We start from the raw sequence: 14322 nt of genomic DNA on the forward strand, positions 1-14322 counted from the left end.
GATGATGAACATTACTGCTACTACATTAGAAGACTATCTTGTATCGGAAGGAGTGATAATATACAAGGTCGTTGGTAAAAGCATGGAACCGATGATTCGTCAAAACCGTGATTTAGTTACAATAATTAAAAGAGAACCAGATGTTAAATGCTCTGAAAACGATGTCGTTTTATTTAAAAAAAACGGGCATTTAGTATTGCATAGGATTGTTAGTGTACTTCCAAATAATAGATATAATATATTAGGTGATAATTGTGCAAAGATAGAGAAGAATATAAAGGAAGAAGATATTATTGGTATTATGACTGCATTTTATCGAGATGGAGTGCATTATGATATGTCTAATTCGGTTTATATTAATTATGTAAACAGGCTTAGGAAAAATGAGATGATGCGCGTTCGAAGGAAAAGAAGATATGATATGATTGTACATTTATTTTATTTTTTTCCTGATTGTATTCTTGAGTATATCAAGATAATTGCAAGAAAAATAACCAATTGTCAGTTGAAATTTGAATAGATTATGGAGGGATTTCGCATTATTCGAGAAGCATCTTTTGCTGTTATGAGTTTATGTGGTGAACAAAAGTATAATTTTACTCGCCAATATCGTCTTTCTGATTTTATTTTTCGTTGTGAAATAGGAGACTCTTCTTTATTCTACTCATGCTTAACAGGCGAATTGGTGGAGGTGACAAAACATGAAAAGGCATTCCAGTATTTAGTAAGACATTGGTTTTATGTAGAGAAAGACTTAAACGAAAAAGAAAACGTACCAAAATTGAGAAAGCTCTTATTAGCGCTCGATAAAAGGGATAAACCTGGTTATAATCGATTTGAGATACTAACGACTACCAATTGTAATGCAAATTGCAGTTATTGTTATGAAAATGGTTTCAAACAAATGTCAATGAGCAAAGATACTGCAATGAAAGTAGTACAATACATTAAGAATAATCTCTGCGGCTTCGAAGCTAACATACGATGGTATGGAGGTGAGCCTTTGATGAATACGAAAGCTATAGATTGGATTTCAGAAGGCCTTGCAAATCAGGGAATAGCTTTCTCCTCCAAAATGATTAGCAATGGGTATCTTTTTTCAGACAATATTATTCAAAAGGCGACAAAAAATTGGAACTTAAAAAATGTAAGGATTACTTTAGATGGTGCAGAACAAACACATAACAAAATAAAACAATTTAAAAATACTTCTCAAAGTCCTTTCCTTCATATTATGAACAATGTTGAACTCTTATTGAGCGCAGGAGTCTCTGTAACTATTCGAATAAATGTTGAAAAGCATAATGTTGAAGAAATCAAGGAAGTCGTAGATCAGATATGTATAAGATTTGGCAAAACAAAACTGCTCGATTTTATGTTTAGGCCATTGTCAAATACAAATAGACTCTCTACGATTGAAAGTAGTGTTGAGGCTCGTCGGCATATTTACAATAGGATCAATGAGATTAAAACATACTTGTTTGAAAAGGGGATAGGAGTAAATAGCCGAGAACTAACAGGTTTAACCCCTCATTCATGTTCTGCAGATGACAGAAGGTATTTGTTAATAAAGCCAAATGGCGAATTGGCATTTTGTCCAGAGGATTTTGATGTCAAACAATATGGTTCGATTAGTAACGGTGAGTACTGTTTTAGGCCATCATCCTATTATGAATATAGATATGACAAAGGGACTATTTGTAATGATTGTCCACTATATATATGTTGTTACCCAAATAGTCTATGTCCTGCTTCAAAAAAAACAGTTTGTAATGAAATCCATAAGGATAGTATATTAAAGGACTTAGAGTTGTCAATAAAAAAGGAATATAGAAATTATATAATCGTTAATAATTGATAATTATGAAATTGCTGAATATTTTTGAGAGTGAAGAGATAAATAACGAAAAAGTTATGGTTTCTCTAGATAGTGATAAATTCAATGGGTTGATTAGGGCAAATGATACTGCCGGTTATATTATAGATTGTTTAAAAAACGATACTTCCGAAAATGAATTAATAATAAATATGGTAAAGAAATATGGGATTACAGAGGAAAGGGCATCGCTTGGTGTGTCAAGTATCTTAAAACAATTAAGAGAACTTGGGCTTATTATTGAATAAAAGATTATCTTTTAAATTAATATGGCATATTCACCAACTGAAGTAAATGAGAAATATTGGCGGAAGCTGACTGAAGCTGCATCCAAGAATTTGCAAGAGAAAATGCATATTCTGGATGATGCTGATGGTTTTACCCGTGACGATAGTTTCCTTGGCAATAAGGCATCTAATCACATGATGTATAAACTAGAATCATTGTTTAGTAAAGATGGGCATCGTGAGTATGAGTTCCTTGTTGAATACGATATATGGGAGCCTACGGTTGGTATTTATTATGGATGCAAGGGACTTATTCATGAAGGTGAAGTGGACAAGGAAATAGTTAAGTTTGATGAAGAATGGAATGAAATAATCAACGAAGTTCTTTATGTATTAAACAATACCTTCCCAGAAAAGGACTATACGCATCGTTTTAAGCCCACAAATAATGCCAACGACAATACCTATTGGCCATTCTGGATATCTCTATATGAAGATGAAGACATAATAGATGTTGCTGCTCGTGCTACAATCATTATTCGGAATATCTATCAGAAATACCTCAACGGAACTGTTTTTACTAAGCATGAGATAGAGGAAAAAAATCTCGTAACAAAGACGGCTTTCACGATAGATGCATATACAGAGTTTATGTCGTCATTAAAGACAAATGACAACGTTAAGGCTTTTAAGAGGTTTATGGAGTATCTGTCTGCTAATAACCTTATTGAAAGAAATGAAACTTACGAGCGCTGCTGGACTGTAAAAATGCAAAATGTTGATTTTGCTTTCTTGTGGGCAGCCTTTTGCGAATATATAGGAATAAAGAAAAAAGAAGATAAAGCACCTGTACCATGGCAGAATGTTATTAAGATATTTGTAAACAAGGACGGCGAAACATATAAGGATAATCTAAAAAGACAGTACTCTGATCCAACTGTTCCTAGCAAGTATGATAAAATGTATGCCAAGAAACAAAAGAAAATAGAAGCTGAAAAAACAATAGTTGAGATTTTCGGCTCAATAAATCGATAGTTATAGACGTCTATTGGGTGAACCACAGATTTGCCTACCTTTGCACCAGATTCAAATGAGTCTGGTGCTTTTGCATCTATGTATAACATTAAAAGGGTCAGTAGGATGATCCAGAGAGTAAGACTCTCGAAAAGAATATAATGAAAAAGGGAATTAACGGTTTGTGTAGAATTTGCACTCGCAACTGCAATGACGAGTATTGCGAAATGGGTAACGATTCGTATGGCAACAACTCGCTTCGCTATATGAATGACTGTGAAGACTTCGTGCTAAAAGAGCAAGATGACGAGAATGAAGATAGTTTAAACAATAATAATTCACTTAAAAATAATAAAGTTATGGATAAAGATTTGATTTTTCTGCGTAATGCAGACGGTAGCGACCTTAAGGTACTGGTTGATTATCTGACAAAAACGAAAGATGGTGAAAACCGTTTTACTGAAAAGCTAACGATGACAGAGAACTACAAGAAGTATTATCCAGATCAATTACAGTTGATGGCAGAAGACATTGCAGAGGAACTGCAGCTCTATGGTGGTAATACATTCATGAATATCCTAAGAGGACATGGTGTAGAGTATCGCGAATTGCTCATTGATGTATGCAAGAAGATGGATGTAAACTTCAACAGTAAAGCTTCTGTCGAGATGATAGAGTACAATCTTCTTCAGAAGATATTGTTAGATTCGCTGGATAATATGTCGACAGAGGATATGAAGAAACTCCTGGATGAGATGAATATTCCCAACCAAGGTTTTGGTAAGCAGGCTTTTATTGCAGCTTTACAGATGGCGATAAAGAGAGGAGGCTTCTCTTCCTACAAGATGGCTGTTATCGTTGCAAATGCTGTAAGTAGGGCTTTGTTGGGTAGAGGCTTGACAATAGCGTCGAACGCTGCACTCACTCGCTGGTTAAGCATCTTTTCAGGCCCTATAGGTTGGACTGTAACCGCTATTTGGACGGCCATCGATATTGCAGGTCCGGCCTACAGAGTGACTATACCTGCTGTGGTTCAGGTCGCCTATATGCGTATCAAGATGAACAGCGAAACCGGCGATACAACAAATGACGAATGTGAGGATTAAAGTTCAATATATAGGTTTAACAATTTAAACATTTAGATTATGACAACAGAATGTCCATAATGATTGCCGACGTATTTGAAAACGAGAAAATCGCAACCCTTCAAAAGGCGTTGCGATTTTTTCTTTTATTGTCCCCCTAAGCGTTCGAAGTATGGGATGATGTCGTCCCAGGTCTTGAAGGTGTCAGAGCCGAACTCTATCAGCGTGGCCATGCCATCAACCTTGTGTGTATCTATCAGATAATCGCCATAGAGCAGATGCTTCTGATTGGTAAAAATGGTATGCCCGTAGGCAGGCACGTTGACATATTCATAGAGCCAAGCGTTCACGTCGGCATAATCCTTGGCATCTACTGTAGCAGGTGCCACGAAATAGAGTTGATAGGTTTCGAGCAACTGACGGATGGCTTTCTGCGACGAACTGCGGGGCTTTCCATACGCATCAATGAGCGAACTGGTGCTGATATACACGATGGGGCGCTCTCGGCCTTCTTGCTTGTCGCTCACCCAACGGATGACTGGCACCACCGAGTGCATGAACGAGCCGTCGTTCATACGGTGCTCGCCATGAAAACGCACGGCTTGCTGGTAGTGCTGGCGAAACAGGTCGTAGGTGTTCACAGTGGTATCCTCGTCGCCAAAGAGCCCCCATACATGCTGCTGCTCGGCTTCGCTGGTATCGGCAAAGCACTTTTCGGTGATATCCTTATACTCCTTGACCAGGGCCTTGGTGACGATAAAATCCTGCACACCATCCTGACGAGGGTTCTGAAAATGCTGGGCACCAATCATGCCGTGCTCCTTCATGGTGTCGCCCATCTGCATGGCGGGGTTCACCAGAATACGGTCGAAGCCATGCAGCATCTCGGCATACATGCCACCCATCGAAGTGCCGATAATCAAATCGGGCTTCTCGGTTTCACACATCTTATATAATAAGTCCATCGCCTCCTCGGGATGGATGGGCAGGTCGGGGGCTATCACCTCGGCCTCAGTCAACACCTCTCGGATACGTGTCACGGTACCACTCTGACCCGATGAGCCAAAGCCGTGCACATACATCACTTTTTTTCCTTTAAATAAATCCATCATGGTGCAAAAGTACAAAATTACGGCGAAAAAATTTGCACGAAACGAAATTATTTGTATCTTTGCAAGCAAATTTTCATATTAACAATCAACATTTTAAACTGTAGGATTATGAAAAAGTATTTAGCAGAAATGGTGGGCACGATGGTGCTCGTGTTGATGGGCTGCGGTGTGGCCGTGAGCCTGGGTTGTGATCCTGTTAACAACATCCCCGCTGTGGTAGGCACGGCATTTGCCTTCGGCCTCTCAGTAGTGGCTATGGCTTATACCATCGGTGGTATCAGCGGCTGCCACATCAATCCTGCCATCACGCTGGGCTGCTATCTGAGCGGACGTATCAGCGCCAAAGACTGCGGCATGTACATCCTCTTCCAGGTGATTGGTGCCTTCATCGGCTCTCTGCTATTGTATATACTCACTGAGAATGTGCCAGGACTTGAGGGTACTGGTGCCAACGACCTGCAGGCCAACGTAAGCATGCTGGGCGGACTGCTGGCTGAGATTATCTTCACTTGTGTGTTTGTGCTCGTGGTATTAGGTGCCACAGCCAAGACCAATGGTGCTACCAACAACTTTGCCGGACTGGCTATCGGCCTGTCGCTGATACTGGTTCACCTGGTTTGCATCCGCTATACGGGCACATCGGTTAACCCTGCCCGTTCTATTGCTCCTGCCATCTTTGAGGGTGGTTCGGCATTGTCTAATCTGTGGATATTCATCGTGGGTCCATTCGCAGGTGGTGCATGCGCTGCCGGCATCTGGAAACTTATTGACATTAAACATTAAAGATTATAGTGAAACAAAACAACGGACTTTTTAGGGCAAACGGCGCCAACTATTTGGTGCCGTTTGTATTGATTACAACACTTTTCTTTCTGTGGGGATTTGCAAGAGCTATCCTAGACGTACTCAACAAGCATTTCCAGAACGAGATGCATATCAGCATCACGCAGTCGAGCCTCATCCAGGTGACTACCTACATGGGCTACTTCCTGATGGCTATCCCTGCAGGACTGTTTATTAACCGCTTTGGCTACCGCCGTGGTGTGGTGTTCGGCCTACTGCTATTCGGCCTTGGCTCATGGCTCTTTGTGCCCTGCACCGAGGCTGGCACACTGGATGCTTACCTGTTTGCGCTGTTTATCATCAGCGTGGGCTTGGTGTTCCTGGAGACAGCTGCCAACCCCTATGTGACAGAGCTTGGCGCGAAGGAGTCGGCCAGCAGCCGCCTGAACCTCTCACAGTCGTTCAACGGCCTTGGCTGCCTGTTTGCCACTTTTGCTGTGGGCCAGTTCCTGTTCAGCGATGGTGGTGGCAACATCGCGATACCCTATGTTATCTTAGGTGCAGTGGTATTAGCAATAGCCTGCATCTTTGCACGTGTGAAACTGCCAGAGATCAAGCACAACGACGGACTGGAAGAGAAGGCCAAGTATGGTCGCGAGCCGCTCAAGCGCATCTGGAGCCACAAGTATTTTGTCTATGGCCTTATCGCTCTGCTGTCTTACGAGGTGGCCGAGATTTCTATCAACAGCTATTTCATCAACTACGTCACCAGCATGGGATGGATGGACGACCGCACGGCCTCGTTGGTGCTCACGGGTGCTCTGGCATTCTTCATGGTGGGCCGTTTTGTAGGTAGCTTCATCATGCGCTGGCTGCCAGCCGAGCACATGCTGCTCATCTGCGGTTGTGGTTGCGTGCTGTGCATCATGGCTGTGCTCATGAATTTCGGCCGTCTGTCGCTGATAGGTCTGCTGGGCAACTATCTGTTCGAGGCCATTATGTTTCCCACCATTTTCTCGCTGGCCGTTCGTGGATTAGGTTCGCTCACCAAGAGTGCCTCCAGCATCCTGATGATGACACCTGTGGGCGGATGTGGCTTCCTGTTGGTAGGTATCATAGCCGATGCTACCGACATGGTGGTGCCCTTCATCATCCCCCTACTCTGTTATATCGTGGTAGCCCTATATGGCTTCGGCCTCAGCGTCCACCGCGAAGAAAAAGGCTTGCTCGATTAACTCGAGCAAGCTTCTTTTTTTACAGACTAATATTGCGGATGACGAAAGCACCTTGAACATCGCCTTCAATGAAGTCGAAGGTAGCGGGGATGGCTTCAAACGGCTCGAAGGTCAGCGTGAAGTCGCTATAGTTTATTTCGCCTATGTACTCTTCCTTGGCAGTAAAGGCATTTACCTCAGCATAATTATCTGCGTCGAGCTTGATGCCGTCGGCTGCTGTCAACTTGTATTTTTTTCCATTAGCCTCAAGATAGGAGTCCTTGGCAATGCGGAACCAGTAACCTTTCTTTGCGTAATAGCGGAAACTGATAATGGTACCACCAGCGTTGGTTTCGACTTTCCGGATGGCGAACTGGAGATTGGAACTGTTGTCCTGTTTGGGACCATTGAGGGATTCAGACAGCCCCATAAAATCTCCAGGTTGATACCCCACTGCTTTCCACACGATGCGCTTGTCAGGCGAAATCAGGACGTAATAAGGAATTGCAGCTATATCACAGTATTTACTACTGATATCCTTCATGGCATTGTTCCAGTTCTTTCCGACGATACGCTGGCTGAATTCATGCTTCTGCCACTCTGCGAATCTATTCTCATTGATAGAGACGATTTCCAGTTTATCTTTCATCTTCTCATAGAATACTTTCATCTCAGGTTCAGACTTCATGCAAGGTCCACAGCCGATGGCCCAGAAATCGAGTAACACATATTTGCCATGGCCAAAGGCTTCAAATAGATGATGTTTCTCTCCCTGCATATCGAAAAGTTCAGCATCTTCTGCCTCTTCGCCCACCTGCAAGAGGCGTGGTGGATAGACATTGTTGTGAATCTCTGCCAATGCTTCTTCAAAACCTTTTGGTGCTCTGGCAGCAATAGTCTTTTCCAATTTCTTCAACTGTTCCATATATGGGAAGTCTGGAGTGTTCTTTGCTATCGGAGATATGCTCAATAGCACACGAATGGTCGCAGCATCGACGGGCAGTGAGGGCAGAATGTCCATTTGCTGTTTTATATATTTTGTCTGAACAGGTTCTCTTTCTGCCCGAGGCTTATGATCCAAATCCATCTGTAGAATTTCTGTTATTACGTCTCGGCAATACTCCGTCAAACGGTCCAGGGTCTTCTGCTCAGGCAAGGGGCTCTCAACCTTCCATAAAGGGTAGAAGCAGTCTGTGCCCGTCAAGTTCACAGTCACATCTGGACGTAGGAAGAGGGGCATAGAATAATTGGGGCAGCCATCGCCTATAAAACCGAGAAAACCTTCGGTGAGTTCCTCTACGGGTAAAGTGAAGGCAAAACGTCCGGCTTGGACAGTATCAACAACACTTCCAAAAGTGCCAGTACCAGCCAGCACCAGCGTGCCGTCTTTCAGTGCGGGTGAGTAACCTGTGACAGTTGCTGTCTTTGTCTGTGCCCATCCAGTCATCCAAACGAGGGCGAGCATCATTGTAATAATAGTTTTCTTGACCATAATTGATTTTTGTTTAATTGAAGTTAGATTTGATTTGCTGGCAAAGTTAAGAGAAATCTGCGAACCGTACAAGGATTAGAGTGAGAAATTATCATTGGGTGTGTTGCATATTATCACAATCTAAACTATTGATATTGAAGTAAATACACAAAAACAAACTCACAAAAAAGCTGCTGAGAGGAACGGGGGTGAAGTGAAAAAAACAGCAAAAAGTTTGTTCGTATAATGAAAAGAATGTATTTTTGCAAGCAAATAACTAACCATATGAAGAAACTATTTATTATATTAATCATCATGACGGCTATCATTGGATGTAGCGAACCGCCGACCCCACAATTTAAGCAGGTCTGGAAAAAGATTCATAGACCAAAGGAGGCAAAAGCTCTTTTAGATAAGGTAAACACAGACTTTCTAACAGAGAGTGGAATGGCAGAATACGAGGTACTGAAAACGATAGTGGCCTATAAATCAAATCGAAAACTGGAAAATGATTCACTCATTTCGGCCAGCATCACCTATTATGACCAGCATGGCGGTGACTGGCTCCGTAGTCATGCCTATTTATATCGTGGTGCTATCAGGCTGTACAGATTCGGCAATATTATTGATGCCGTCAGAGACTTCAAAGTGGCGGAGGCCATATCAGAAAGAAATGACGATGAGGAACTGAAGTGTCTGGTTTATCAATATTTAGCTCATGCCAACCATTATTTCAGGAACTATCCATCTATTGTAAAGTATTCACATAAGTTGCTCGACAGTAGCACAGAGCTCCATGACAGTACGATGATGGCAAAAAGCCTGCTCATGTGTGCTACTGCTTATGCCGATATGGACAAGTTGGATAGCGCTTATACCTATATTAAGAAAAGTATCGAACTGGAGAGACACGCCAACATGTCTATGTTGTCAGACCTCTATAGCATGATGTCAGAGATCTATGCGGAGAAGGGGGAAGCTATCAAGGCCAAGGAATATTTGAATAAATGGAGACAAACAGGCTATAATCACACTACATGGTATCTGATACCTGCTTACATACGAAAAGCTCAAGGAGAATATGAGAAAGCTATCAGACTGGCAAAGATGGGCCTTGAGGATGGCGACCAGAGGACACGCAGGAAATGCCTGATACTTCTATCTGAACTATATGAACTGACGGGCGACCATGAGCAGGCATCAGAAACAAGGATGATGATACATAAGTATGACGATTTGAAATACAATAATCAGGCCATGCTGATGATCGACTGGCAGCAGAAGTTTGACGAGCAACGGCAGACAAATGAATTTCTCAAGCGTATGTCGTGGATGCAAGGGGCATTGATTGCCCTCGTCATTATTGCAATACTCGCAGCTGGAGTGGGTGCGTTGCTCTACCGTAGGAAGGTGAGTCGGCTTAGCTTCAGACAGGACGAAGACGCAAAGCGCATTGCAGAATTACGAACGAAGATTGAACTGCAGGAAAAGAATGGTCAAGAGAACGGGCAGGAGATGGCACGGCTGAAAAAGGAATTAGAGAAGCGCATGGAGCGCATCTCGGGCACACTACTGATTGGTACGCAGATGTTCAGCCAGTTGCAGCAGCGCCAGTGCATCGCCGAGGCTACAGCCAAGGAGCAGCAATGCCTTGTAGAGTTCTTCGCCCAACTGCGTCCGAAGCGCTGGCAGGAGTGGAACCGTCAATACAGCAATCTTTCAACTGCACAATACGTTTTTCTTATTATGCAAGACGACCTGCACTACGACGACGAGGCCATCTCTGTCGCTCTTGATGTGAAACGTACATCGGTAAGAAGCATGCGCTCAAGAATCAAGAGCCGAGCACACACTTCTTAAAAGTCATACGATTCTTGGTGTGCAAATATTAAGAAATAATTTTCAAATGAAGATGCACTTTATAATTTTTTTTGTATCTTTGCACGCGAAACAATTAACTAAAAGATGAAGAAAGGACTACTTCTAATATGCTTACTGCTGGCAATTTCCAACACAATGCGAGCCGGCGACAAACTGAATTTGGAGGCTTACTGCCAACAGATAGATCATGCCATAGCACACTCGTCCGACTATGTGGCTGCACACGAAAAGAAAATCGGCGAGGCCAAAAGGGCACTGGATCTGGAAACATCTCCCAAAAACAAATATCAGATAAATTTCAAACTGTATGAGCTCTACAAACCGTTTGTGAGCGACTCAGCTATGTTCTATCTGACGGAGTGTATCAGGCTTGCCGACCAGTTGGCCGACAAATCGGGCTCAGCGAAATGTCGCGCGCTGATGGCTATCAGATGCTCGAACATCGGCATGTATGACGAAGCACTCAACACGCTCGACTCGATCAATCCAGCTGGTATTGACACCCTGTCATTAGGCATATACTATGAGGCCTACGACAATGTGTATAGCGAACTGGCCTACTACACCCGACTGGAGCACATGCGACAGGCTTACCAGGCCAAGGCCAACCATTACAACAAACTGATGATGGAGATACTGCCGCCAACATACGAAACGCGCTTTTTGCGACTGGAACAAAAGGCACAGGGGGAAGGGAAACTGGACGAGGCCATGAGGATAAACGACGAATGGCTCAAGACGGTAGAACCTGGCAGTCATCCTTATGCGCTGGTGGCACTGTACCGCTACATCGAATACAAGTTGCAAGGCAATAAACCCCAGATGATGCACTGGCTGGTGGAATCGGTGCTGGCCGACATACGCAACGCGGCCATGGACCAGGGCTCTATGTGGGAACTGGCCAACGAACTGATGCTGAACGGAGATATCGACAAGGCATCGAGCTACATCAGTTTTACCAGCGACTGTGCTAACCGCTATGGCTCACGCCAGCGTAACTGGCAAATAGCACCGCTACTGACTACCATTGCCAAGAACTACAAAGCGAAGAGCGAGCATACCACCAACCAGCTGCGCATGCTGCTGGTGGCCATCAGTCTGCTGCTGTTACTGCTCTTAGGCGTGCTGATATTCCTGCGCCGCCGCAACCTGCAGCTGGATATCGCCAGAAAGGAACTGAAAGAGAAGAACGACGAACTGGCCACCGCCAACAAGCAATTGGCCTCACAGACCGAAGAGTTGTCAACTCTCAACGCTCAACTTTCAACACTCAACGCTCAACTTTCAGAGAGCAACCGCGTAAAAGAGGAGTATATCGGACGCTTCATGAGCTTGTGTTCGCAGTATATCGACAAGCTTGATAACTATCGCAAGATGGTGAACAAGAAAATGAAGAATAAGGAACTGGAGGATTTGTTCCGATTGTCGAAATCGACAGAGCTGAAAGAGAAAGAGCTGGAGGAGTTGTATCAAAACTTCGACTCGGTGTTCCTGCATCTGTTCCCCAACTTTGTGAACGACTTCAACGCACTGCTACAGGACGACACACAGGTGCACCCCAAGGAGGAGAACCGACTGACAACTGAAATCCGCATTTTTGCCCTCATCAGACTGGGCATCGAAGACTCATCGAAGATTGCTGAATTCCTGCACTACTCGGTTAACACCATATATAATTATCGCGCGCGTATCAAAAACGGTGCACTTGACAATCGCGAGAGTTTCGAACGACGTATCAAGCAGTTAGGTAACATACAATAGTTTAAAAAAATTATCTAAAAAATGATGTTGACGGTTAAAATCTACTAACCGTCAACATTTTTATTTGGAAATTATCGATAAACTTATTACCTTTGCCGACGACTAATAACATGATTCGGATGAATAAGCATTTAGCAGGTCTATGTCACCTGGCCCTATGGGCATTTATGTTCCTGTCGCCTCTGACTTACTGGCGAGGCACTGGATTCAAATTTCCGCAATACCTGATGTATTGCCTGCAACCAGCTATGTTGATGTTCATATTCTATTTGAACTATCTGTATCTGGCGCCCAAATTCTTTGTGTCAGGCAAGCATCGCTACGACCTGCTCATCAATGTGGTACTGATTACCACGTTAGGTGTCTCTCTGCATTATTGGAACGACTATGCCAACGAACTGTATGGCGTGCATCAACGCTTTGATGATGCGATTAACGACGTGACCAATATCCTGCGCGACTGTTTGAATCTGGCCATCTTTGCCGCAGGCTCAACAGCACTGGCACTGGCCCGAAAATGGTCGACGGCCAATCAGCAGCTCAAGGAGTCGGAAGCTGCCCGCACACAGGCTGAGCTCTACAATCTGCGGTCGCAGATCAATCCGCACTTCCTGCTCAACACGCTGAACAACATCTATGCCCTGACCGCTATCGACCAGACACGCGCTCAGGATGCCATACAGCAACTGTCGAAAATGCTGCGCCACCTGCTCTACGACAATCAGGAACGAGAGGTGTCGCTGGCCGATGAAATGCTGTTTATAGAGAACTATATCAGTCTGATGAAGATACGTCTGTCGCAGAATGTAGAGGTAAAATTCAACCGGCAGGTGACACTACCTGGTATCAAGGTGGCTCCACTCATCTTCATCTCGCTGATTGAGAATGCCTTTAAACATGGCGTGAGTCCTGTTGAACCCAGTTTTGTGCATATCAGCATTACCGCAACAGAACACGACATCACCTGCAAGATTGAGAACTCCAACCATCCCAAATCGATTGACGACCGCAGCGGGCATGGCATCGGGCTCAATCAGGTGCAACGCCGCTTAGATCTAGCCTATCCCAACCGCTACACTTGGGAGAAAGGCCCCAATAAAGAAGGAAACATTTATACATCAACAATACATATAGATTTATGATTATTACTTGTGCCATCATCGACGATGAGCCTCTGGCAGCAGGCCTGCTTGAGAGCTACGCCAAAAAAACACCTTATTTAAGTCTTCAAGGAACTTACAACAGTGCCGTACAGGCCATGAAGGATCTTCGTGAGAACCCCGTACAACTACTGTTTCTTGACATACAGATGCCCGAACTCTCTGGTATCGAATTTGCCAAAATCCTGCCCAAGGACACTAAGGTAATTTTTACAACAGCCTTCCCACAGTATGCCATCGAAGGTTTTAAGGTTAACGGTCTGGACTACCTGCTGAAGCCCATCTCGTATGACGACTTCATCAAGGCCACCGACAAGGCCATCGAGTGGTTCAGTGTTTCATTGAGACAGGACGTGTACCGCCGCGACCGCTTCATGTTCGTAAAGAGCGACTACAAGCTGCAGCGCGTGGCTCTCGATGATATCCTCTATGTAGAAGGACTGAAAGACTATGTGCGCTTCTACCTGAAGAATGGCGACAGGATCATGTCGCTCATGTCTATGAAGAAGCTGGAGGAGTATCTGCCCAAGCCTGAGTTCTTGCGCACGCATCGCTCATTTATCGTACATATGACAGAGACACCACTGGTTGACAAGTTCCGCATTGTGTTCGACGATGTGATGATACCTATCTCCGACAACTATAAGGAAGAGGTTCAGAAGTATTTCGACGAGCACACGCTGGTGTAATATTGTAAACTGCGTTTTGCAAAGGTAAAAAAGTAAAAAGGTAAAAGAG

Annotated in this window: 13 protein-coding genes; 11 read left to right on the forward strand and 2 right to left on the reverse strand. The window is 43.9% G+C overall.

Annotated elements, in window-relative coordinates:
- Position 1 precedes the first annotated feature (1 nt).
- From T360_RS14530 to T360_RS14535, 5 genes are all read left to right on the forward strand, one after another.
- Positions 2–520 carry a S24/S26 family peptidase gene (locus T360_RS14530; RefSeq protein ID WP_051523325.1) on the forward strand — a complete coding sequence of 173 codons (519 nt, stop codon included), beginning with the start codon at positions 2–4 and terminating at the stop codon, positions 518–520.
- A gap of 3 nt (positions 521–523) precedes the next feature.
- The gene (locus T360_RS0103445; protein ID WP_028911561.1) at positions 524–1858 is read left to right on the forward strand and encodes a radical SAM protein; all 1335 of its coding nucleotides are present in this window, start codon (positions 524–526) and stop codon (positions 1856–1858) included.
- A gap of 5 nt (positions 1859–1863) precedes the next feature.
- Positions 1864–2124, forward strand: coding sequence for a PqqD family protein (locus tag T360_RS0103450; RefSeq protein ID WP_028911562.1), 261 nt, complete (start codon positions 1864–1866; stop codon positions 2122–2124).
- Positions 2125–2145: 21 nt separating this feature from the next.
- The gene (locus tag T360_RS0103455) at positions 2146–3138 is read left to right on the forward strand and encodes a hypothetical protein (protein ID WP_028911563.1); all 993 of its coding nucleotides are present in this window, start codon (positions 2146–2148) and stop codon (positions 3136–3138) included.
- A 350-nt stretch (positions 3139–3488) separates the two neighbouring features.
- A complete protein-coding gene (locus tag T360_RS14535) occupies positions 3489–4223 on the forward strand; it encodes a DUF3944 domain-containing protein (protein ID WP_231488065.1) in 735 nt (244 codons plus the stop codon).
- Positions 4224–4348: 125 nt separating this feature from the next.
- Here T360_RS14535 and T360_RS0103465 read toward each other — a convergent pair whose 3' ends face one another.
- Complete coding sequence (locus T360_RS0103465; protein ID WP_036928708.1) at positions 4349–5314, reverse strand: YqiA/YcfP family alpha/beta fold hydrolase; 966 nt, start codon at positions 5312–5314, stop codon at positions 4349–4351.
- A 108-nt stretch (positions 5315–5422) separates the two neighbouring features.
- On the opposite strand from T360_RS0103465, the gene T360_RS0103470 reads away from it, so the two are divergent.
- Both T360_RS0103470 and T360_RS0103475 read left to right on the forward strand, forming a co-directional pair.
- Positions 5423–6097 carry an MIP/aquaporin family protein gene (locus tag T360_RS0103470; RefSeq protein ID WP_028911565.1) on the forward strand — a complete coding sequence of 225 codons (675 nt, stop codon included), beginning with the start codon at positions 5423–5425 and terminating at the stop codon, positions 6095–6097.
- An 8-nt stretch (positions 6098–6105) separates the two neighbouring features.
- On the forward strand, positions 6106–7332 hold the full coding sequence (locus T360_RS0103475) for an MFS transporter (protein WP_028911566.1): 1227 nt from the start codon (positions 6106–6108) through the stop codon (positions 7330–7332).
- 19 nt (positions 7333–7351) lie between these two features.
- Here T360_RS0103475 and T360_RS0103480 read toward each other — a convergent pair whose 3' ends face one another.
- A complete protein-coding gene (locus T360_RS0103480) occupies positions 7352–8803 on the reverse strand; it encodes a TlpA disulfide reductase family protein (RefSeq protein WP_081772677.1) in 1452 nt (483 codons plus the stop codon).
- A gap of 264 nt (positions 8804–9067) precedes the next feature.
- Here T360_RS0103480 and T360_RS0103485 point away from each other — a divergent pair, with 264 nt between their 5' ends.
- The 4 genes from T360_RS0103485 (at position 9068) to T360_RS0103500 (ending at position 14273) form a co-directional block, all read left to right on the forward strand.
- A complete protein-coding gene (locus T360_RS0103485; protein ID WP_028911568.1) occupies positions 9068–10642 on the forward strand; it encodes a hypothetical protein in 1575 nt (524 codons plus the stop codon).
- Between the two features lie 105 nt (positions 10643–10747).
- Entirely contained in the window at positions 10748–12424 is a 1677-nt protein-coding gene (locus T360_RS0103490; protein WP_028911569.1) for a DUF6377 domain-containing protein, read from the forward strand.
- A gap of 119 nt (positions 12425–12543) precedes the next feature.
- On the forward strand, positions 12544–13566 hold the full coding sequence (locus T360_RS0103495; protein ID WP_028911570.1) for a sensor histidine kinase: 1023 nt from the start codon (positions 12544–12546) through the stop codon (positions 13564–13566).
- Positions 13563–14273, forward strand: a complete 711-nt coding sequence (locus tag T360_RS0103500) for a LytTR family DNA-binding domain-containing protein (protein ID WP_028911571.1) — start codon at positions 13563–13565, stop codon at positions 14271–14273. Before T360_RS0103495 ends, T360_RS0103500 begins: the two co-directional genes overlap by 4 nt.
- Positions 14274–14322 lie beyond the last annotated feature (49 nt).

The sequence above is a fragment of the Prevotella sp. MA2016 genome, from assembly GCF_000619825.1.
Taxonomy (GTDB): domain Bacteria; phylum Bacteroidota; class Bacteroidia; order Bacteroidales; family Bacteroidaceae; genus Prevotella.